Genomic DNA, 19161 nt, shown 5'->3' with positions numbered 1-19161 from the left:
CGGCCTCACAGCGTGAAGCCTTCACCGAGGTAGAGGCGGCGCACGTTCTCGTCGGCAACCAGCGCGTCGGGACTGCCCGCGAAGAGCACCTGCCCGCCATAGATGATGCAGGCACGGTCGACGATATCCAGCGTCTCGCGCACGTTGTGATCGGTGATCAGCACGCCGATGCCGCGCGTCTTGAGGTCCTTGACGAGGTCGCGGATGTCCGAGATCGAGAGCGGATCGATGCCTGCGAAAGGCTCGTCGAGCAGCATGATCGAGGGCTTGGCGGCAAGCGCGCGGGCAATCTCGCAGCGGCGGCGTTCGCCGCCCGAAAGTGCCATCGCCGGGCTTGCGCGCAGGCGGGTGAGGCCGAATTCGTCGAGCAGGCGTTCCAGTTCCGCTTCGCGCACGTCGCGCTCGGGCTCGTTCAGTTCGAGCACGGCGGCGATGTTCTGCTCGACCGTCATGCCGCGAAAGATCGATGTCTCCTGTGGCAGGTAGCCCAGACCCAGGATCGCGCGGCGGTACATCGGCAGACGGGTGACGTCGGTGCCGTCCATCAGGATGCGCCCCGAGTCCGGCTTCACCAGCCCCATGATCGAATAGAAACAGGTCGTCTTGCCCGCGCCGTTCGGCCCCAGCAGGCCGAGCACTTCGCCCTTGGCCACCGACAGCGAGATGTCGGTTAGCACCGCGCGCTTGTCGTAGCTCTTGGCAATGGAGATCACCTCGAGCCCGTCGCCGGCGGCATCGGAACGCATGGCCTGTTCGGGCTCCACGGGCGAGATATCGGTCGAGGCAGTCATTGCGCCATGATTTAGGCGGCGGCCAGAGGATCGGCAAGGCTGCAATTTTGCGTAGAGCCCCGGTTGGTCCGAAACCTGCATGCCCCGTGCCCGGCAGGCACCGCGCCATGACCACGCCTCACCGAAAATCCCTTGGCAAACGGCTGTTACGCAGTTGCACAAATGCAACGCAAACTTGATTCGAAACGCAAGAAATGATCTACTCAAGAAATCACCACGAAGCGAAAGAGTCCGTGACCATGGACAGGAGCAGCGCAGCACCGGCCCCCATCCGCCCCGCCGATCGGCAGGCCGGGCAAGCTCCGCTCGCAGCGCAGCGGTCGACTGCAAGGCTCGACTGGCGCAAGCGCATGAGCGACAACATCGCCTATGCCCTGCTCGCTTATACGACGTTGCAGATTTTCGTGACCGTGGGCGCGCTGAAGTCGGGCGCGGGATCGCTGCTCCCCTACTTCGCCCTCATCGTACTGGTCATTGCCATCATTCCGGCATGCCGCCGTTTTGAGGCGCGCTGGAACCGACTGTCCGACGAGCAGGCCGCCAACCCCGAACTGGCGCCCTACTATCGCCGCGACCGGCTAGGTCTCTGGGCCATCGCCATCGGCCTGCCCTTTGCCCTCACCGGCCTGTTCAAGCTGCTCGCGCTGCTGTTCACCTGACCCTGATCGCCGTTCCGGATACGCTCGCGCCGCACTGCCCTTCGGGGCACAATCGCGACGCGGGATTTGCGCTTGTCCGCCACCGCGACTAGGCCTGCTGCGCAAGCGGGCGATCCGGCCCGGCGAGTGGAGAACGGAAAGAGCGATGCTCACCCCAGAACAGGCCAAGGACCGCGCAAACGATCTCGTCGAGAGAGCCCGCCGAGCCGGAGCCGATGCAGCCGACGCCATCTATGCCGCCAATGCCTCGGAAGGCATCCAGGTGCGCCTCGGCAAACTGGAAGACGTCGAGCGATCCGAAAGCGAACACATCGCGCTGCGCCTCTTCGTAGGGCGTCGCAGCGCCTCGATCGGCTCTTCCGACCTCTCCCCCCAGGCCCTCGACGAACTGGCCGAGCGCGCGATCTCCATGGCCCGTCTGGCCCCCGAGGACGCCTATGCCGGGCTCGCCCCCGAGGAGCTGCTGAGCCACGGCCCTTACCCCGAACTCGATACGTGTGACACCGATGCACCCAGCCCACAGCAGCTGCGCGAGATCGCCGAAGCAGGCGAGGACGCGGCGCGTGCGGTTGCCGGGGTGACCAATTCCGACGGGGCTTCGGCCAGCCAGGGCGGCGGCGTCTTCGCGCTCGCCACCAGCCACGGCTTTGCCGGCGGACATGCCTCGACCAGCCATTCGATCAGCGTCTCGGTGGTCGCCGGCGAGGGTGGCGCGAAGCAGCGTGACAACGCCTGGAGACAGGCGCACCACCGCGCCGACCTGCCCTCGGCCGCAGAAATCGGCCTGCTCGCGGGCGAGCGCGCCGTTGCCCGTCTCAATCCCGGTCGCGTGCGCAGCGGGCCGATGCCGGTGGTGTTCGACCCGCGCGTTTCCAGCACGCTCGTCGGCCATCTGCTCGGCGCGATGTCGGGCAATGCCATCGCACGGCGTTCCAGCTTCCTGCTCGACCGTCTGGGCGAGCAGATCCTGCCGCCCGGCACCGTGATCGGCGAAGACCCGCACCGCCCCCGCGGACTGCGTTCGCGCCCGTTCGATGGCGAAGGCCTCGCCACGCGCGCGCGCAACCTCGTCGAGGACGGGCGTGTCACCGGCTGGCTGCTTGACACCGCCGCCGCGCGCCAGCTGGGCATGGAGCCGACCGGCCACGCCGCGCGCAGCGGTGGTGGTTCGCCTTCGGTCTCGGTGAGCAATGTCCATTTCGCGGCCGGTGAGGTCTCGCCTGAGGAGCTGATCGCCGACATCGCCGACGGTATCTACGTCACCGAGCTGATCGGCCAGGGCGTCAATGGCGTGACCGGCGATTACAGCCGCGGTGCATCGGGCCTGCGCATCGTCGACGGCAAGTTCGCCGGACCGGTGGCCGAGCTGACCGTGGCTGGCAACCTGCTCTCGATGTACGCGAACATGCGCGCGGCCAACGATCTGGAATGGCACCGCGCAATCAACGTTCCAACGCTGCGCGTCGATGGCATGACCGTGGCTGGCGACTGACACCTCGCAACGAGGCCGCGCCGGCGCCTGCGCGCCAGGCGCGGCCCTGCAGACACGAAAGCAGACCCGCACGGCGATGCGCCGGGGGCTCGTCGAAAATGTCGCAATATCTGGGAAAACTGGAGCGGGCGAAGGGATTCGAACCCTCGACCCCAACCTTGGCAAGGTTGTGCTCTACCCCTGAGCTACGCCCGCTCTGGCGCGAGGCGGGCCATTAGCAACGCAATCGCTGCTCGGCAAGCGCCTCTTGAGGATCTCGAAGCCGGTCTGGACCGCGAGATCCGGAAACGATGTTCCGGACCGGCGCTGGAGCGGGCGAAGGGATTCGAACCCTCGACCCCAACCTTGGCAAGGTTGTGCTCTACCCCTGAGCTACGCCCGCTCTGGCGCCGTTTTCCGAAAATCCGGGCCGTGGATTTCCGAAGAAACCCGCCGCCCGTCCGGGGTGGAGGCGCGCCACTAGCAGCGCTTCGAAAAGGCCGCAAGCGAAAAACGTCACCAATTTGCGACAAGGTGCGATTCCGGTCAGATTCACGGATGCCCCCTTCACAAACCCGCCTCGAAGGTCGATCTAGGGCGCTCTTGCAATCGAACGAAACGGAGCAGCATCTTGGCCAGCATGGGTCTCAACATCGACGAACAGAAAGCCGTGGACCGCTTCCGCCAGTCCGTGGTCGAGCCCTCGATGACCAAGCTCGTGATTCTCGATTTCTGGGCCGAATGGTGCGGACCGTGCAAGGCGCTGACGCCGGTGCTCGAGAAGGTCGCAGCCGAATATGCCGACAAGGGCGTGGTCCTCGCCAAGATCAACGTCGATGAAGAGCAGTTCATCGCCGCGCAGTTCCAGGTCCGTTCGATCCCGACCGTCTATGCGATGTTCCAGGGTCAGCCGGTCGCAGACCTGACTCAGGCGCGCAGCGAGTCGCAGCTCAAGGCAACGCTCGACCAGCTGCTCGAGAAGCTGCCGGTCCAGGCCGGTGACGAACCGCCCAAGCCGGATATCGCTCCCCACCTCGCCATGGCCGAGGAAGCGCTCTCTGCCGGTGAGGCCGAGCAGGCTGCTGGCGTGTTCATGCAGATCCTTCAGGTAGCGCCCGACAGTATCGAAGCGGTTGCAGGGCTGGTGCGCGCACTCGTCGCGCTCGACCGCACCGATGAAGCCGCCCAGGTGCTCGATGGCCTGCCGCCCGAGATGGTGCAGGACCCGATGATCGAGCGTGCCCGCAAGGCGCTCGAACTGGCCAAGGACAAGCCCGAGGACGGCGAACTCGCCGCACTGCGCAGCGCGGCGCAGGCCAATCCCGCCGACATGGACGCGCAGTTCGCATTTGCCAACGCCGCCTTCGCCTCGGGTGAGCGCGACGCCGCCACCGATACGCTGCTCGCCATGATCGCAGCCGACCGCGAATGGAACGAGGGCGCCGCACGCACCCGCCTGCTCGAGATCTTCGAGGCGGTCGGGCTAGAGGACGCCTGGGTCTCGGCCAAGCGCCGCAAGCTCTCGACGATCCTGTTCGGCTGAGCCGGGCAGGCAAGGCGCAGCGACGATGGCCCGCATCACGATATTCCCCCTCTCCGGTGCGGTCCTCTACCCGCGGCTGCAACTGCCGCTGCACATCTTCGAGCCGCGCTACCGGGCGATGATCAGCGATGCGCTCGCGCGCGACCGGCGCATCGGCATGATCCAGCCGCAGCGCCCGGCCGAGGGCGCGCCGCTCTACACGATCGGGTGCCTCGGCCGGATCGACGAGGTCGAAGCGCTCGACGACGGGCGCTTCAACATCATCCTCGAAGGCGAATCGCGCTTTCGCGTACTCAAAGAACTCGAGGTCGGCACGCCGTTCCGGCAGGTCGAGGCCGAAATGATCGCCGATCGCGAGGACGAAGTGCTGGCCCCTATCGAGCGAGCCTCGTTCGAGCGCGAGGCGCGCCGTTTCGCCGACCGGCAGGGCTATTCGGTGGACTGGGAGCAGGTCTCCCGGCTCGACGACATGGCCCTCATCAACGGGGTATCGCAGATCGCCCCGTTCGATCCTGCCTCGAAGCAGGCCCTGCTCGAGGCGCCGGGCCTTGCCGCGCGCTGCGAGACGCTGGTCCAGCTCATGCAATTCTTCGGACGCAGCTCCGACGGCGATGAGGACGGCGCCACACTGCAATAGGGTGAAGCGTCAAGAGCACCCATCGCACCGGACCGACCCTGATCAGGGCTTCTTGCGACTGCCGTTCATGGTGGCGGGTGCATTGACCATGCTATCGAGCATCCGCGCCTGCATGTCGAAATCGCGCGCTTCGGATGCACTCATCCCGCCTGCTTGCCGACGCGCGCGGTTAGCCGCCGCAGAGACGCGACCGGCCTGCTTGCGATAATCACGCGCCTGCTTGCGGCTCAGCTGACCGCGTTCGCGGGCTTCGCGCACATCGCGGCGCGTCTCGTTGAGCTGGGCATCGATTTCGGGGTGATAACCGCCCTCGCGCGGAGCCGGTGGTCCGACCAGGCCGCCCTCGTCCTTGGCGCCACCCGCAGGCTCCCGAACTGCCTGAGCAAGGCCCACGGGCGATGCTAGCGAGGCCAGCAAGCCCAATGTCAGGAGGACGATTCTGGTACCGGCCACGTCATCACCTCGCGTCACTGCAATCGATGACAAGGAAAGCAGCCGCCGATGAACTCCAGATTAACCTGTCCGCAGACGCTGTGACGCGGCGCGTCAACCAAGCAGCGCGGACTTTGCCCCGTCGATCACGTATTGCGCCGCGAGCGCTGCCAGCAACACCCCGAGCAGGCGGGTGATCACGGCCTCGACGTTCTCGCCAAGCACGCGCATCAGCGGGCCGGCGGCGGCGAGCGCGGCGAAAGTCATCGCCAGCACCAGCAGCATCGCGGCGACGACCGCGCCGACTTCCTCGAGTCCCTGCGCGCGCGAGGTCAGCAGCATGATCGTCGCGATCGAGCCGGGCCCCGCGATCATCGGCATCGCCATCGGGAAGACCGAAACGTCCTCGATCTCGGGGGTCTCGGCGTTCTGCGCCATGATCTTCTCGGCACGCTCCTCGCGGCGCTGGGTGCGCTTTTCGAAGACCATCTCGATCGCGATCATGAACAGCATGATGCCGCCTGCGATGCGGAAAGAATCGAGTTCGATGTGCAGCGCGCCGAGCAGTTGCTTGCCGAAGGCGGTGAAGATCAGCAGGATCACGGTCGAGATGATGCAGGCCTTGGCCGCCATCGCCACGGCCTGTCGGCGGCTCGCTCCGGCGGAAAGCCCGGCATAGATCGGCGCGCAGCCGAGCGGATCGATCACCACGAAGAACGACGCGAAGGCGCTGAGGAACAGTTCGTACATCTGGGTCAGCCTGCCTTGGGCGCAGCGGCGTGGAACACCACGTCCTTGTTCTCGCCCTTGCGCTTGAGGGTAACGGTGATCGTGCGGCTCATGTCGTCGGCGACATCGTAGCGCCAGCGCAGCGTGCCGTCGCGCGAGGCGCCCTGCCCGCTGGGGCCGGGTGCGGTCACGACGATGTCCTCGCCCTCGCCGGGTCGCGGGCCTCCGGGCGCAGGACAGTCGGCGACGACAGCGGAGGCGAAGTCGGGCTTCTCGAGCGGGCTCGCCATCTGATCGCCCTGATCGAGCACCCAGCGATAGTCGCCCTTCTTCGTCTTCTTCCAGATCGTGGTGAAGTAGCCGACCGCGCCGTCCGAGCGGGTCCAGCCGCCCCGGGTGACGCCAAGCGTCCCGTCGCAGCTCATCCAGACCTCGTAGGCTTCCCAGTCGAGCGTGGTCGCGGGCTCGTCGCGCCCGCGCAGCCAGTCCTTTGCGAGAACCGCGCGCGGCACGAACAGGATAGCCTCATCGTCGGCGAACTTGGCGAAGGCCTTCCACTGGCCTTTCTCGCGCGCCATGCGGTTGAAGGCGATTTCCTGCGCGATGAGCGCGCTCGGGTTGGCCGTACCAGCCCCCGGCCTGCCGCCCGGCATACCCCTGTCGCGCGCAGGCGAAGGCACTGCCGAAAGGCCGAGCCCCAGGGTAGCGATCAGCAGGACGGCAGGCGCGGCCAGCTTCAAAGCGTGGTCTCGTCGAAGGCCACGCCGGCATTGCGGTGCGCGGCGACGATGGTGTTGCGCAGGAGAACCGCGATGGTCATCGGCCCGACGCCTCCCGGCACCGGGGTGATCGCCCCCGCGACATCGCTGGCAGAGGCAAAGTCCACGTCGCCCACGAGGCGCGTCTTGCCCTCTTCGGCGGCGGGCACGCGGTTGATGCCGACATCGATCACGGTCGCGCCGGGCTTGAGCCAGTCGCCCTTGACCATTTCCGGACGGCCCACGGCGGCAACAACGATGTCGGCACGCCGCACGACGCCGGGCAGGTCCTTGGTGCGGCTGTGCGCGACGGTCACGGTGCAGCTCTCGGCAAGGAGCAGCTGCGCCATCGGCTTGCCGACGATGTTCGAGCGACCGATCACCACCGCGTCGAGTCCCGAAAGCGAACCGAGCTTGTCCTTGAGCAGCATCACGCAGCCCAGCGGCGTACAGGGCACGAAGCCGCGCGCGCCCGTGGCGAGACGCCCGACGTTGACGACATGGAAGCCGTCGACGTCCTTGTCGGGGTTGATCGTCGCGATGACCTTCTGCTCGTCCATGTGCGAGGGCAGCGGAAGCTGGACGAGAATGCCGTCGACTGCCGGATCGGCATTGAGCTGCTCGACGAGCGCGAGCAGGTTAGCCTCGCTCGTCTCGGCAGGCAGCTTGTGCTCGAAGCTCTCCATGCCGCAAGCGATCGTCTGCTTGTGCTTGTTGCGCACGTAGACCTGGCTGGCCGGGTCCTCGCCCACGAGCACCACGGCGAGGCCCGCCTTGCGACCGGCGGCTGCCTCGAAGCTTGCAGCGACCCCGGCAACCCGCTCGCGCAGGGCGGCGGCGAAAGCCTTGCCGTCGATGATTTGCGCGCTCATCAGCCGTAAGCCCTCGCGAGGTTCGCCAGAATGATCTGGAGAATGGTGAGGCCGATGATCAGTACCATCGGCGAGAAGTCGATCGCGCCGGTATTGGGCATGAACTTCCTGATCGGTCGCAGCATCGGCTCAAGGATCGCGTTGAGCGCGGTGTAGACCGCCGAGACGAACTGGTTGTGCATGTTGACCACGTTGAAGGCGATCAGCAGCCCGAGCACGAACTGGACGATGACGATGAAGACGATGATGCTGACGAGGTAATCGACGATCTGGTAGAGCGTATAGAAGAGCAAGAGCTGCTCCTTTCCTGCTGTGACTGGCTCTCGCTCCCGGCTTGCGGTGCGACCCTGTGCCCGCGCTGATAGCCGAGCGGACGCGGCCACGGCAAGGGCGCGTCTACAATGAACCGACCGGGTTCGACGAAGGGGTGAGCGCGCCGGTCTTGGCAGCGCCGCCACGTCGGCAGGACAGCCGGGCCAGCAAGGCTGGCCCGCGCTTTACTGGGTCAGCGTCGAGGTGCGCTCGATACGCCAATTAAGCTGTTCCTCGCTGGCACCGGGCACGTCGTTCACGCGGCGCAGCACGATGGTCCCGCGCTTCGAGGGGCGCCCATCGGCGAAGTCCACGACGATCGGGGCCTCGTAGTAGAGCGAGCCGGCAGCACCCGAGGTATCGCCTTTGCCCACCGCGATCTTGGGCCCGGCCTGACCGCCGAACTCGTCGCGCAGGGTCTCGGGCGTCATCTGCGCGTCGAGGCTCCAGGCCTTGGCGGCATCGATCCAGTCGCCGATGCGGATGGCACTGGTGTAGAAGCGCAGCAGGCGCTCGGGATCGCGGCGCTCGGTCAGGGCAGCCATGTCGAGACCGCTGGCGATACCGCCCGAAGCGACCCCGGTCGCACCGGCGCTGGGCATGTCTGCAGGCACCAGCACGTCCCCGGCAGCGCCGGTCACTTCGCCGCTGGGCTCGGCTACCGGCTGCTGGCCATCGCAACCGGCGAGGAACAGGGCGGCGCTGGTCAGCACTGCGGCAATGACGGCTTGGGTACGCATCGGGTTTTGTTTGCCTTCTTTCTTGCCCGGGAACTTGTCAGATGGCGGACGGGTCCTGCCGGATCAAGGTGCCCGCACCTTCCTGGGTGAATATTTCCAACAGCATGGCGTGCGAAACACGCCCGTCAAGCACGACCGCCGCCTCGCAGCCAGCCTCGACCGCGTGGACGCAGGTCTCGAGCTTGGGAATCATCCCACCCGAGATCGTGCCATCCTCCTGCAAGCGCTTGATGTCGGCGGGACGCAGGTCGGTGAGCAGTTCGCCCTGCTTGTCGAGCACGCCGTGCACGTCGGTCAGCAGGAACAGGCGCGATGCCCCCAGCGCGGCCGCGATGGCGCCGGCCATGGTATCGGCGTTGACGTTGTAGGTCTCGCCATCGGGGCCATAGGCGATCGGGGCGATCACCGGGATCATGCCCGAGGCCGAGATGCTCTCGATCACGGTGGTGTCGATGGTCTCGGGTTCACCGACGAAGCCAAGGTCGATGACCTGCTCGATCAGACTGTCGGGATCCTTCTTGGTGCGCTGGACCTTGCGCGCGGTGACCATCTGGCCGTCCTTGCCCGAAATGCCCATCGCGCGGCCACCGGCACGCGCGATCCAGCCCACGATTTCCTTGTTGATCGCGCCCGATAGCACCATTTCGGCGACTTGCGCGGTGGCCTTGTCGGTCACGCGCAGGCCGTCGATGAACTGGCTCTCGACACCGACCTTCTTGAGCATGGCGCCGATCTGCGGACCGCCGCCGTGGACTACCACCGGGTTGATGCCCACGGCCTTGAGCAGGACGATGTCCTCGGCGAAGTCATGCGCGAGCTCGGGATCGCCCATCGCGTGACCGCCATACTTCACCACGAAGGTGCGGCCGGCATATCGCTGCATGTAGGGCAGCGCGTCGACGAGGGTTTCGGCTTTCGCAAGCATGGCGGGATCGTGCGGATTCGGCATATCGCCCGCTTTAGCCGCCTGTGCGCGGATTTGAAGGTCTTTTGTGCCCTTTCAGGTGCAAGGAACGCAATTATTCTTGCCGTCGCCCATCGCCCAGCGACGCAAAATGGCTTGCCGCATACGTAAGGGGAACAGGCTCGGCGACGGTGTCAGGGCCGGTCGAGCCGGCGCCCGAGGCGCACGAACAGCAGGATCAGCGGCGGCACCATGATCGTCGAGAGCACCAGCTTGGAGATGATCTGCCCCTCCATGATCTGCACGATCGGCATGTCCTGACCGATGAACGAGATGGTGATGAACAGCACCGTGTCGACGGTCTGCGAGAGCATGCTCGCCAGCCAGGCGCGCAGCAGCAGGACGCCGTTCTTCTCCTTGCCGATCTCGCTGCCGGCCAGCCTGGAGAACAGGTAGACGTTGAGCGTCTGCGAGACGCCGTAGGAAACGAGCCCCGCGAACTGCATGCGCGCGCCCTGCCCGAGCAGGCGGGCGAAGGCTTCCTGGTCGTTCCAGAACGCTGCGGGCGGGACCACGCGGATGACGATGGTCAAGGCGACCATCGAGAAGATCAGCGGCACGAAACCATAGCGCACCAGCTGGTTCGCCACCTTGCGCCCGTGCAGTTCGGCGACCGCACTCGAGATCACGACGAGGAACAGGAAGGCGAAAATGCCCGATTCGACCGCGAGATCGCCCAGAACCGGCCAGTGGCCGAGCGAGGCGAGCTTGGTGCCGAGCACGCCGGCAAGCACGACGAGCCCGCCGTAGAGCAGTGAGAAGGCGAAGAGCGAGCGGGGAATTCCGGCAACGGGAGTGGCGGCGGGCGTAACGGCCGGGTCGGTGGTCATCGTCGAAGGCTGGTCCATCAGCCAAGCTCTAGCGTTGCTTGGACAATAGCACTAGCCGTCTTGCGCGTCGGGCTCTAGGTTCCTGCGATTCTTCAAGCATTCATTCGGAGACGCGTGCTTCATGCATGTCGCCTACAGCCTTCTCGGCATCGTTCTCATCATGGCACTGGCATTCCTGCTCTCGAGCAACCGCAAGGCGATCCGCCTGCGCGTGGTCGGTGCTGCCTTCGCGCTCCAGGCAGGCTTTGCCGCGCTGGTGCTCTACGTTCCCTTCGGCAACCGCCTGCTGCGCGGCGCGGCGATGGGCGTCGAAAGCCTGCTCGGCTACGCGGCGGCAGGCACCAACTTCCTGTTCGGGCCGCTTGCCAACCCCGAGATCGGCGGCCAGAGCTTCGCCATCTCGGCGCTGCCGGTGATCATCTTCTTCGCCTCGCTGATCTCGGTTCTCTATTACCTGGGGATCATGCCGCTGGTGATCCGCTGGATCGGCGGCGCGCTCGAGAAGGTGACCGGCATCAGCAAGGTCGAGAGCCTGTGCGCGGCCTCGAACATCTTCGTGGGCCAGTCCGAGAGCCCGCTGGTGATCCGGCCCTATCTCGCCGCGCTCAATCCCTCGCAGCTGTTCTGCGTGATGAGCGTGGGCCTCGCAGGCGTCGCGGGTACGATCCTGGCCGCCTATGCCTCGATGGGCATCCGCATCGACTACCTCGTCGCAGCCGCGTTCATGTCGGCGCCGGGCGGCATCTTCATGGCCAAGATGATCATGCCCGACCCGCGCGGTCCGCATGCCGACGAGAGCAACGTGCACGAAGGACATACCCCGCCTGCGGGTCTGGCAGCCGCTGCGCTCAACCGCGATGATCTCACGCACCAGCCCGGCGTCCACGTCGACGAGGTCGAGGCGGTCGAGCACGAGGAAGAGCAGCCCGCCAACATCATCATGGCCGCCTCGCAGGGCGCGCAGACCGGCGTCAAGCTGGCGGTCGCGGTCGGTGCGATGGTGCTCGCCTTCGTTGCACTTATCGCGCTGGCCAATGGCATCGTGGGCTGGCTCGCGGGCCTGTTCGGTTTCGAGGGCGTCACCTTCCAGGCGCTGATCGGCTACATCTTCGCACCGATCTTCTACCTGCTCGCCACGCCTGACTGGGGCGAGGCGCTGCAGGCGGGCAGCCTGTTCGGCACCAAGATCGTGCTCAACGAGTTCGTCGCCTTCATTGAGCTGGGCGGCGATGCAGGCTTGAGCGCGCGCACGGTGGCGGTCGTCACCTTCGCGCTGTGCGGTTTCGCCAATTTTTCCTCGATCGCGATCCAGATGGCAGTGACCGGCAGCCTCGCGCCGAACCAGCGCCCTGTCATCGCCAAGCTGGGCGTGCGCGCGCTTTGCGCGGGCAGTCTCTCCAACCTGATGAGCGCCGCGCTCGCAGGGCTATTCCTCGGCCTTGCCTGAGTCCGTCGATCAGGCGAGAGAGCCGGTGCTTCCCGCACTATGCCGGGCTACATCGGCTCTCTCGCCTGGCGTTGGCAGCATGGTTGTTCGACGAAGAGGCCATGCACATCTACGTAGTCAGTTGCGAAAAATCGAATAAGGGGTCAGCATCGCTCACAAGTCTTGCCGCCGGACAGGAGGGAATTCATGAGCGACTACGACCGCAACATCGGGAACCTCGTCGGGTTTTGATCTCAACCAGCCCACGATTATCAGCCTGCTCTACCTCGCATCGTTCGTGGTCGGCTTCACCGGCATCGTCGGCGTAGTGCTCGCCTTCATCTGGCGTGGCGAGCCCAAGGCCGAGTGGGAGGCCTCCCACTACCAGTATCTGATCAACACGTTCTGGATCGGCCTTGCCGGCTCGATCCTTGGCGTGATCCTGACGATCGTGCTGATCGGCATTCCCCTGCTTATCGCAGTCGCCGTGCTGGTGATCATCCGCTCGGTGATGAGCCTTCTGGCCGCGCAGAAGCAAGCGCCTATGCCCAACCCGAATTCCTGGTTGGTCTGAGGCGGCAAGCCGGCAGGCTCAACCGCCCTTGCGCTCTGCCGAAAGCTGTGCGCGGCTGAGGCGGCTGGCGAAGTGGTCGGTCTCGCCGTCCGAATAGGCGTAAATCTGCTCGATTGGCACGCGCCAGGTCTCGGTTCCATCGGACACGACGATGGTATTGCCCGCGACCTTGGTGACCGTGCCGATCGTTTGGCCGCTGCCTTCGACGATCGCCACGCCCTCGCGCAGTTCCTGGTGCGAGACGTTGCGCACCATCTTCACGTCGGGGTCGGCCATGGCCTTGGCGACTTCGGCGTCGGTCTGGGCGATCACGCCGCTCTGCGCATGGGCCGGGGCCTGCACGATGAGAAAACACGAGCCAAGCGCCAGAAGCGCCTGGCGATAAACACCTGGGCGAAACACTCGCTGTCTCCCGTAATGCTGAAAGGTTCTGCCACCATAACGCACGATGCCGCTCCTCAGTTGCCCGGGAGCGGCATCGTCCTGGTCCGGTTCGGTTGTCAAACGGAGCGACCGGGGTCTCTCCGCCGCGCCCGTACCCCGCTTATTCGGCGGCTTGCGTGCCCCCGAACATGTCGGGTTCGCTGCCGTCGTCGACTGCCTCGTCGTTGGCCTTGACCTTCTTGCGCTGGTCGAAGTTGGCCCACACCGTGTTCCAGTCGCCGCGCGTCGCACCCTTCGAGTACTCGGTCGCGCGGGTCTCGAAAAAGTTGGCGTGCTCGACGCCGTTGAGCAGCGGCTGGAGCCAGGGCAGCGGGTGATCCTCGATCATGTAGATCGGCTTGAGGCCCAGCTGGTCGAGGCGCCAGTCGGCGATGTAGCGGATGTACTTCTTGATGTCCTTGGCGGTCATGCCCGGGACCGGCCCCTGCTCGAAGGCGAGGTCGATGAAGTTGTCTTCAAGGCGCACGGTGGTCTGGCAGACATCGGCGATGTCGTCCTTGACCGCCTTGGTCAGGCAGCCGCGCTCCTTGGTGAAGGCGTGGAACAGCTGGGTGATGCCCTCGCAGTGCAGCGATTCGTCGCGCACCGACCACGAGACGATCTGGCCCATGCCCTTCATCTTGTTGAAGCGCGGGAAGTTCATCAGCATCGCGAAGCTGGCGAAGAGCTGGACGCCCTCGGTGAAGCCACCAAACATGGCGAGCGTGCGCGCGATGTCCTCGTCGTTGTCGACGCCGAACTTCTGCAGGTAGTCGTGCTTGTCCTTGAGTTCGGAATACTCAAGGAACATGCCGTATTCGCTCTCGGGCATGCCGATGGTGTCGAGCAGATGCGAATAGGCCGCGATGTGCACCGTCTCCATGTTGGAGAAGGCGGTGAGCATCATCTTGATCTCGGTCGGCTTGAACACGCGGCCGTACTTCTCGTGGTAGCAGTCCTGCACCTCGACGTCGGCCTGCGTGAAGAAGCGGAAGATCTGCGTGAGCAGGTTGCGCTCGTGGTCCGAGAGTTTCTGCGCCCAGTCGCGGCAGTCCTCGCCCAGCGGCACTTCCTCGGGCAGCCAGTGCAGCTGCTGCTGGCGCTTCCAGTAGTCGTAGGCCCAGGGGTACTCGAAGGGCTTGTAGGTCTTGCGCGCGTCGAGAAGGGGCATTGGCGACTCACTCCGATGAACAGTTTGCGGTCTGGCCCGGCGACCCCGGTGCCCCGGATAAGGGCACCCCGGCGGCCCCGGGTGGAAACTCAATTTCGCGAGGCAAGGGAATCCCCCGCCACGAAGCTGCACGATAGCCAGAACAGCCCCTGCTTGGGCAGGGGGGCAGGGTAAAGTTTACACAGCTTTGAAGGCACATATAGCGCCTGTCCGAATATAGGGACGCTAGACCTTGTATGCCAGCATCGCACCATGCGACTCGCCCGATATCGGGCACGCAAGCCCTTATCTGCGCTCTCGGGAACCCCCTTTGGGCCCGCCGCGTTGTGCTTTTGCAGGGAGCGCAACCCGTTTTCCCGCCTTCGCAAGCAAGCGGACGAAGATGCCTCGCTTGCGGCCAAGGGGCAGATCGAAAAGGACCCGGCTTCGGGAGATTCGCCATGAACCAGACCAGTGCAGCCACCGATCCCAACACCCGCGACTGGATGACCGTCGTGGGGACTATTCGCAAGGGCATGCCGGTGATCGATGCCGAGGGCAAATGCATCGGTCACGTGGCCTGCGTCGAGAACGAGGAGATCATGTTCGACGACGGCGACGGGCACGACTTCGTCGCGATATCGCAAGTCGACGGCGTGGGCGAGACCGGGGTCCTGCTCAGCGGTCGGGGTGACGCGACCTTCGGGATGCCCGCGGCAGGCTGACCTGCCCCGACATCTTACACATGACTAAAGAGAAAGGCCCGCGGCGCAAACCGCGGGCCTTTCTCTTTGGCTCAGCCGATCCGGGTCACTTCCAGAACCAGCGCGGCGTCAGCTTGCGCTTCTTGCGGTTGTTCCACATCTGCACGTAGAGCCAGATCCCCGAGATCGAGAAGAAGATCAGCGCGAAACCCGAGAGCACCGAGATCGTGGTGCCGAGCGCGCCGAAGGTCTCGCCCGAGTGGAGGTGGTGGAACAGGCCGACCATCGAGCGGATGCCGCTCGTCGCACGCGGTGGCGAGCAGCGCCAGCCCTCGGGGCACACGAAGCCTTCCGGCGGGGTCGCGGCTGCCTCGAGCGCAGGGTCGGGCGCGCCCGCCGGCCAGAGCACGGCGACCTGGCTGAGAACGCCGGTCACTGCGATCCAGAGCATGAAAATGCCGAAGAATACCGAAATCCAACGGTGCCACTTACGCATGTTCGAACATGATCCTCGAGAGTTGAGAGAGGCTCTCCTGAAAGCCGGTTCACGCGCCGGGCTCAAGCCGCAATTTGTCGCAATTCGTGCAAAAGGCGACACAACCGACGCATCATCCACACGCTCGTGTGGGCTAGTGAACAGCCCGTACCACGAGCCGTGCCCGAGCCGAGACCAGTGCAGGAACGGCTCGCGCGGCTGCCCCGTTATATAGGCATCAAGCAAGCAACGCTTAACAAAAGAGAGGAGAAAAGCTTATGTTTGAGAAGCTTCGTATCCGCGAACACATGGAAGTCACCGACGCCAACGGCCAGCATATCGGCACCGTCGATGATGTGAAGGACGACCAGATCAAGCTCACCCGCACCGACAGTTCGGACGGCGCGCACCACTATCTCGCGATGGATGCGGTCGACAAGATCGACGACAACCGCGTCTATCTCAAGCAGGGCGCGCGCATCCCCATGGGTGCAGGCGCGAACTGACCACGATCCGATACGGCATCTTTGACCCGCGCCACCCTCCAGGCGCGGAAGCGAGGACCAAACGAGAAGCCCTCTCGCGCGCCATTGCCGCACGCGGGGGCTTTTTCGTTGCCGCGCGCAAATGCAGCGCTCAGCCTGCTGACACGCTCTGCCGGCTTTTCATCAGGGGCTGGATGCGGGTACCGAAGGCCTCCACCCCTTCGACGAAGTCGTCGAAAGTCAGCAGCACGCCGCCGGTATTGGGAACCTCGGCCATCTCGTCGAGCATGCGCGCGACGCTCTCGTAGGAGCCGACCAGCGTGCCCATGTTGATGTTGACCGCTCCCTCGGGCGCGGCGAGTTGGCGTACGTTGGTATCGGCGTTGTGCGTGTCCTTGGCACCCTGGTCCATCAGCCAGGAGATCGCCTCCACGTCGACCCCGTCGTTGTAGGACTGCCACTTGGCCATCGCTTCCTCGTCGGTTTCGGCGGCAACGACCATGACCAGCACGAAGACCGAGACCGCGCGCCCCGTCTTCTCGAGCGCGCCCGCCAGCCTCTCGTTGTTGAAGGCAAAGGCCGTGGGCGTGTTGACCCCCTTGCCGAGGCAGAAGGCATAGTCCGCCCACTGCGCCGAGAAGGCGAGCCCTGCATCGGACGAGCCCGCGCAGATGATCTTCATGTCCGCCTCGGGCCGGGGCCAGACGCGGCAGTCGTCCATCTGGTAGTAGTCGCCCTTGAAGTCGCTCGTGCCGGTATCCCACAGTTCGCGCAGGACCTGCGCATATTCGCCGAGCACCTGATAGCGGTTGCGGAAGTGCTCGTCGCCCGGCCACAGCCCCATCTGCGTGTACTCGGGCGGCTGCCAGCCGGTAATCAGGTTGAGCCCGAAACGCCCGTGGCTGATGCTGTCGATGGTATTGCACATGCGCGCGGCGAAGGCGGGCGGCACGATCAGCGTCGGACAGGTCGCGAAGAGCTTGATCCGGCTGGTGACCGCAGCGAGCCCCGCCATCAGGGTGAAGCTCTCGAGGCCATATTCCCAGAACTCGGTCTTGCCGCCGAAGCCGCGCAGCTTGATCATCGAGAGCAGGAAGTCGAGCCCGTGTTCCTCGGCCTTGAGCGCGATCTCCTTGTTGAGATCGAAGCTCGGCTTGTACTGCGGGGCGTTCTCGCTGATCAGCCAGCCATTGTTGTTGATGGGTACGAAGACGCCGACTTGCATGGGATCAGGGCTCTCGGTTGGGCAGCGCCTTGCCGGTCAACCAGGCAGGGACGTCGCGGTTGAAGGGGTCTGGCGCGCTGGCGTTCACCGCATGGGCACCCCAGGTGTAGGCCAGGTGGGCGCCCTCGCGCACGGCTTGGGCCAGAGCGAGCGAATTGCGCCAAGGCACGAGCAGGTCGTCGGCAGCGCTCACCGCGAGCACCGGACAGGCGATCTCGCCGATCCAGTCGCTCGCATCGAAGCAGCGCGCCGCACCGATGCGCGCTTCCATCACCGCATCGCCCGGCCAGTGCGCGAGGTGCGTGGCACTCTCGGCGCGAAGCCTGCCATCGTTCTCGCTCAGCCAGTCGGGCGGGAACAGGAACAAGGGCTGCGCCTCGAGGAAAGGCTCCACCCCCGCCTCGCGCAGCAGTGTCAGGCGCACCTTGAAACAGCGCGCGGTCTGCGGATCGAGACGGGTCCAGCCATTGATGACGACCAGCCGCTCGACCCTGTCGGGCGCACGCCGCGCAAGTTCGAGCGCGGCCATGCCGCCGATGGCATGACCCATGAAGCTGGCCTTCGCGATCCCCAGAGCATCCATCAGCGCGAGCATGTCCGCGCCCAGATCGGCGAGACTCAGGTCGCCGGGCAGTGCCCGTTCGCTGCGCCCAGTGCCGCGATGGTCGTAGGCGATGACGCGGAAATGCGCAGCAAAGGCGGCGAGGTTCGGCGCCCAGTAGCCCGCCGAACCGCCCAGCCCGCTCGATACCAACAGCACGGGAGCATCGCTCGCCCCATGCTCCTCGTAGTAGAGACCCGCGGCCTCAGGCAATGTGTGCCACGGAGGCGATTTCGACGAGCAGGTCGGGCTTCACGAGGTCGGCGCGGATGCAGTAGCGCGCGGGCTTGGCGCCCGGAAAATACTCGGCATAGACCGCGTTGAAGGCCGGATAGTCGGCCATGTCCTTGAGGAAGATATGGTTCATCGCGACGTCCTCGAGGCTGGCACCGCCGGCCTCGAGCGTGGTCTTGATCACCTCGAGCACGTGGCGCGTCTGCGCTGCGGCATCGCCGACGTGGAGCACTGCCCCGCCCTCGCCCAGCGCAAGCACGCCCGAGACGTAGACGGTGTTGCCCGCCTTCGCCCCTGCCGAATAAGGCGCGATCGGGGTCGGGAACTGCGGCGGATTGATCGCTTCGAAAGGCATCAGGTGTCTCCCTGGGGAAGCTGGCCGAGGCTGCCGCAGAATTCCGCGACGCTCGAGACCCAGCCGAAGAATTTCTCGACGTTGTAGATCGTGGCCTGATGGACGAAGTCCGGCCCGAGGTGATGGGTCGCATCCTCGAGCATCACCGAGAAATATTCGAGGTGGAAGGCATCGCGCAGCGTCGATTCGACGCAGACGTTGCTGGCGATGCCGACGAAGACGATCGTGCGGATCCCGCGCGAGCGCAGCACGCTGTCGAGCTGCGAGTTGAAGAAGGCGCTGTAGCGCGTCTTGTGCACGCGGATGTCGCCCGGCTGCGGGGCGAGCGCATCGACCAGCTCGTAATCCCAGCCCCCGCGCGCGAGCAGCTTGCCCGCCAGTTCGGGCCGCGCGCGCATGGTCTTGAGCGCGTTCGACTTGTGCCAGTTGGGGGAAGCCTCGGTCCCGGCCTCGAGGTAGTCCTCGTCCCAGCCGTTCTGGAGGAAGATCACCGGCATGCCCGCCCCGCGCGCGGTGTCGAGCACCTTGGCGATCCGGTCGATCACCCCGGCAGCGCCGGAAATGTCGAAACCGGCAAGATCGACGTAGCCGCCCTCGCTGGCATAGGCGTTCTGCATGTCGATGGTGACGACGGCTGTCGTCGCCGGGTCGACCCGGATCGGCTCGGGCCGGGCAGGCAGCGTGACGGCGCGAGGACCGGCGAACGGCGGCTCCACGAGGTTGGCGATGGCATGACCTCCTTGCTCAGGAAGCCATGTTTCCTCAAAGAAC

General features: G+C 65.5%; 24 protein-coding genes and 2 tRNA genes. 8 read left to right on the top strand and 18 right to left on the bottom strand.

Annotation, left to right across the window (positions count from 1 at the left end):
- Nucleotides 1–5: 5 nt before the first annotated feature.
- A complete protein-coding gene (gene lptB / locus I5E68_RS18120) occupies nt 6–746 on the bottom strand; it encodes an LPS export ABC transporter ATP-binding protein (protein ID WP_228727342.1) in 741 nt (246 codons plus the stop codon).
- Nucleotides 747–1030: 284 nt separating this feature from the next.
- Between lptB and I5E68_RS18115 the strand changes: the two genes are divergently transcribed.
- Together I5E68_RS18115 and I5E68_RS18110 are read left to right on the top strand one after the other, a co-directional pair.
- Nucleotides 1031–1450 (top strand): hypothetical protein, encoded by a 420-nt coding sequence (locus I5E68_RS18115; protein ID WP_228727322.1) that lies wholly within the window; start codon nt 1031–1033, stop codon nt 1448–1450.
- 145 nt (nt 1451–1595) lie between these two features.
- Complete coding sequence (locus tag I5E68_RS18110) at nt 1596–2942, top strand: TldD/PmbA family protein (protein WP_197166805.1); 1347 nt, start codon at nt 1596–1598, stop codon at nt 2940–2942.
- Between the two features lie 120 nt (nt 2943–3062).
- Here I5E68_RS18110 and I5E68_RS18105 read toward each other — a convergent pair.
- Together I5E68_RS18105 and I5E68_RS18100 are read right to left on the bottom strand one after the other, a co-directional pair.
- Nucleotides 3063–3137: transfer RNA gene (locus I5E68_RS18105), tRNA-Gly, on the bottom strand.
- A gap of 112 nt (nt 3138–3249) precedes the next feature.
- Nucleotides 3250–3324, bottom strand: a tRNA-Gly gene (locus tag I5E68_RS18100).
- Nucleotides 3325–3561: 237 nt separating this feature from the next.
- Here I5E68_RS18100 and I5E68_RS18095 point away from each other — a divergent pair.
- A complete protein-coding gene (locus tag I5E68_RS18095; RefSeq protein WP_197166902.1) occupies nt 3562–4464 on the top strand; it encodes a tetratricopeptide repeat protein in 903 nt (300 codons plus the stop codon).
- Nucleotides 4465–4489: 25 nt separating this feature from the next.
- Complete coding sequence (locus tag I5E68_RS18090; RefSeq protein ID WP_197166804.1) at nt 4490–5101, top strand: LON peptidase substrate-binding domain-containing protein; 612 nt, start codon at nt 4490–4492, stop codon at nt 5099–5101.
- A gap of 42 nt (nt 5102–5143) precedes the next feature.
- Here I5E68_RS18090 and I5E68_RS18085 read toward each other — a convergent pair whose 3' ends face one another.
- The 8 genes from I5E68_RS18085 to I5E68_RS18050 form a co-directional block, all read right to left on the bottom strand.
- Entirely contained in the window at nt 5144–5554 is a 411-nt protein-coding gene (locus tag I5E68_RS18085; protein ID WP_197166799.1) for a hypothetical protein, read from the bottom strand.
- A gap of 93 nt (nt 5555–5647) precedes the next feature.
- Nucleotides 5648–6283 (bottom strand): MarC family protein, encoded by a 636-nt coding sequence (locus I5E68_RS18080; protein WP_197166798.1) that lies wholly within the window; start codon nt 6281–6283, stop codon nt 5648–5650.
- Nucleotides 6284–6288: 5 nt separating this feature from the next.
- Nucleotides 6289–7002, bottom strand: a complete 714-nt coding sequence (locus I5E68_RS18075) for a hypothetical protein (RefSeq protein ID WP_228727321.1) — start codon at nt 7000–7002, stop codon at nt 6289–6291.
- Entirely contained in the window at nt 6999–7892 is an 894-nt protein-coding gene (folD, locus tag I5E68_RS18070; protein WP_197166794.1) for a bifunctional methylenetetrahydrofolate dehydrogenase/methenyltetrahydrofolate cyclohydrolase FolD, read from the bottom strand. Before folD ends, I5E68_RS18075 begins: the two co-directional genes overlap by 4 nt.
- Nucleotides 7892–8185 carry a YggT family protein gene (locus tag I5E68_RS18065; protein WP_197166793.1) on the bottom strand — a complete coding sequence of 98 codons (294 nt, stop codon included), beginning with the start codon at nt 8183–8185 and terminating at the stop codon, nt 7892–7894. Before I5E68_RS18065 ends, folD begins: the two co-directional genes overlap by 1 nt.
- Before the next feature lie 204 nt (nt 8186–8389).
- Entirely contained in the window at nt 8390–8944 is a 555-nt protein-coding gene (locus tag I5E68_RS18060; protein ID WP_197166792.1) for a hypothetical protein, read from the bottom strand.
- Nucleotides 8945–8981: 37 nt separating this feature from the next.
- The gene (gene argB / locus I5E68_RS18055; protein WP_197166791.1) at nt 8982–9893 is read right to left on the bottom strand and encodes an acetylglutamate kinase; all 912 of its coding nucleotides are present in this window, start codon (nt 9891–9893) and stop codon (nt 8982–8984) included.
- Between the two features lie 149 nt (nt 9894–10042).
- Nucleotides 10043–10756, bottom strand: coding sequence for a queuosine precursor transporter (locus I5E68_RS18050; RefSeq protein WP_370463788.1), 714 nt, complete (start codon nt 10754–10756; stop codon nt 10043–10045).
- 103 nt (nt 10757–10859) lie between these two features.
- On the opposite strand from I5E68_RS18050, the gene I5E68_RS18045 reads away from it, so the two are divergent.
- Both I5E68_RS18045 and I5E68_RS18040 read left to right on the top strand, forming a co-directional pair.
- A complete protein-coding gene (locus I5E68_RS18045) occupies nt 10860–12185 on the top strand; it encodes a NupC/NupG family nucleoside CNT transporter (protein ID WP_197166789.1) in 1326 nt (441 codons plus the stop codon).
- Nucleotides 12186–12462: 277 nt separating this feature from the next.
- On the top strand, nt 12463–12738 hold the full coding sequence (locus I5E68_RS18040) for a hypothetical protein (protein WP_228727320.1): 276 nt from the start codon (nt 12463–12465) through the stop codon (nt 12736–12738).
- Nucleotides 12739–12756: 18 nt separating this feature from the next.
- Here I5E68_RS18040 and I5E68_RS18035 read toward each other — a convergent pair whose 3' ends face one another.
- Both I5E68_RS18035 and I5E68_RS18030 read right to left on the bottom strand, forming a co-directional pair.
- Nucleotides 12757–13140, bottom strand: a complete 384-nt coding sequence (locus tag I5E68_RS18035) for a hypothetical protein (protein WP_197166788.1) — start codon at nt 13138–13140, stop codon at nt 12757–12759.
- A gap of 142 nt (nt 13141–13282) precedes the next feature.
- Entirely contained in the window at nt 13283–14332 is a 1050-nt protein-coding gene (locus I5E68_RS18030) for a ribonucleotide-diphosphate reductase subunit beta (protein ID WP_197166787.1), read from the bottom strand.
- A gap of 440 nt (nt 14333–14772) precedes the next feature.
- Here I5E68_RS18030 and I5E68_RS18025 point away from each other — a divergent pair, with 440 nt between their 5' ends.
- Nucleotides 14773–15036, top strand: a complete 264-nt coding sequence (locus I5E68_RS18025) for a DUF2171 domain-containing protein (RefSeq protein ID WP_197166786.1) — start codon at nt 14773–14775, stop codon at nt 15034–15036.
- A gap of 85 nt (nt 15037–15121) precedes the next feature.
- On the opposite strand, the gene I5E68_RS18020 is transcribed toward I5E68_RS18025, so the two are convergent.
- Nucleotides 15122–15511 (bottom strand): PepSY domain-containing protein, encoded by a 390-nt coding sequence (locus tag I5E68_RS18020; protein ID WP_197166785.1) that lies wholly within the window; start codon nt 15509–15511, stop codon nt 15122–15124.
- Nucleotides 15512–15768: 257 nt separating this feature from the next.
- On the opposite strand from I5E68_RS18020, the gene I5E68_RS18015 reads away from it, so the two are divergent.
- Nucleotides 15769–15996: a DUF2171 domain-containing protein gene (locus I5E68_RS18015; RefSeq protein ID WP_197166784.1), complete on the top strand. Its 228-nt coding sequence runs from the start codon at nt 15769–15771 to the stop codon at nt 15994–15996.
- A gap of 130 nt (nt 15997–16126) precedes the next feature.
- On the opposite strand, the gene rutA is transcribed toward I5E68_RS18015, so the two are convergent.
- Genes rutA through rutB form a run of 4 tightly spaced genes read right to left on the bottom strand, consistent with a single transcriptional unit; the run spans nt 16127 to nt 19106 of the window.
- The gene (rutA, locus tag I5E68_RS18010) at nt 16127–17200 is read right to left on the bottom strand and encodes a pyrimidine utilization protein A (protein ID WP_197166783.1); all 1074 of its coding nucleotides are present in this window, start codon (nt 17198–17200) and stop codon (nt 16127–16129) included.
- A gap of 4 nt (nt 17201–17204) precedes the next feature.
- Nucleotides 17205–18014, bottom strand: a complete 810-nt coding sequence (gene rutD / locus I5E68_RS18005; RefSeq protein WP_197166781.1) for a pyrimidine utilization protein D — start codon at nt 18012–18014, stop codon at nt 17205–17207.
- A complete protein-coding gene (rutC, locus tag I5E68_RS18000; protein ID WP_197166779.1) occupies nt 18007–18390 on the bottom strand; it encodes a pyrimidine utilization protein C in 384 nt (127 codons plus the stop codon). Before rutC ends, rutD begins: the two co-directional genes overlap by 8 nt.
- Complete coding sequence (rutB, locus tag I5E68_RS17995) at nt 18390–19106, bottom strand: pyrimidine utilization protein B (protein WP_323982211.1); 717 nt, start codon at nt 19104–19106, stop codon at nt 18390–18392. The genes rutC and rutB overlap by 1 nt, the downstream gene beginning before the upstream one ends.
- Between the last annotated feature and the right edge of the window lie 55 nt (nt 19107–19161).

Origin of the sequence: Novosphingobium aureum, assembly GCF_015865035.1 — a bacterium.
GTDB lineage: Bacteria > Pseudomonadota > Alphaproteobacteria > Sphingomonadales > Sphingomonadaceae > Novosphingobium > Novosphingobium aureum.
This window is presented reverse-complemented; position numbering and strand designations above follow the sequence as displayed.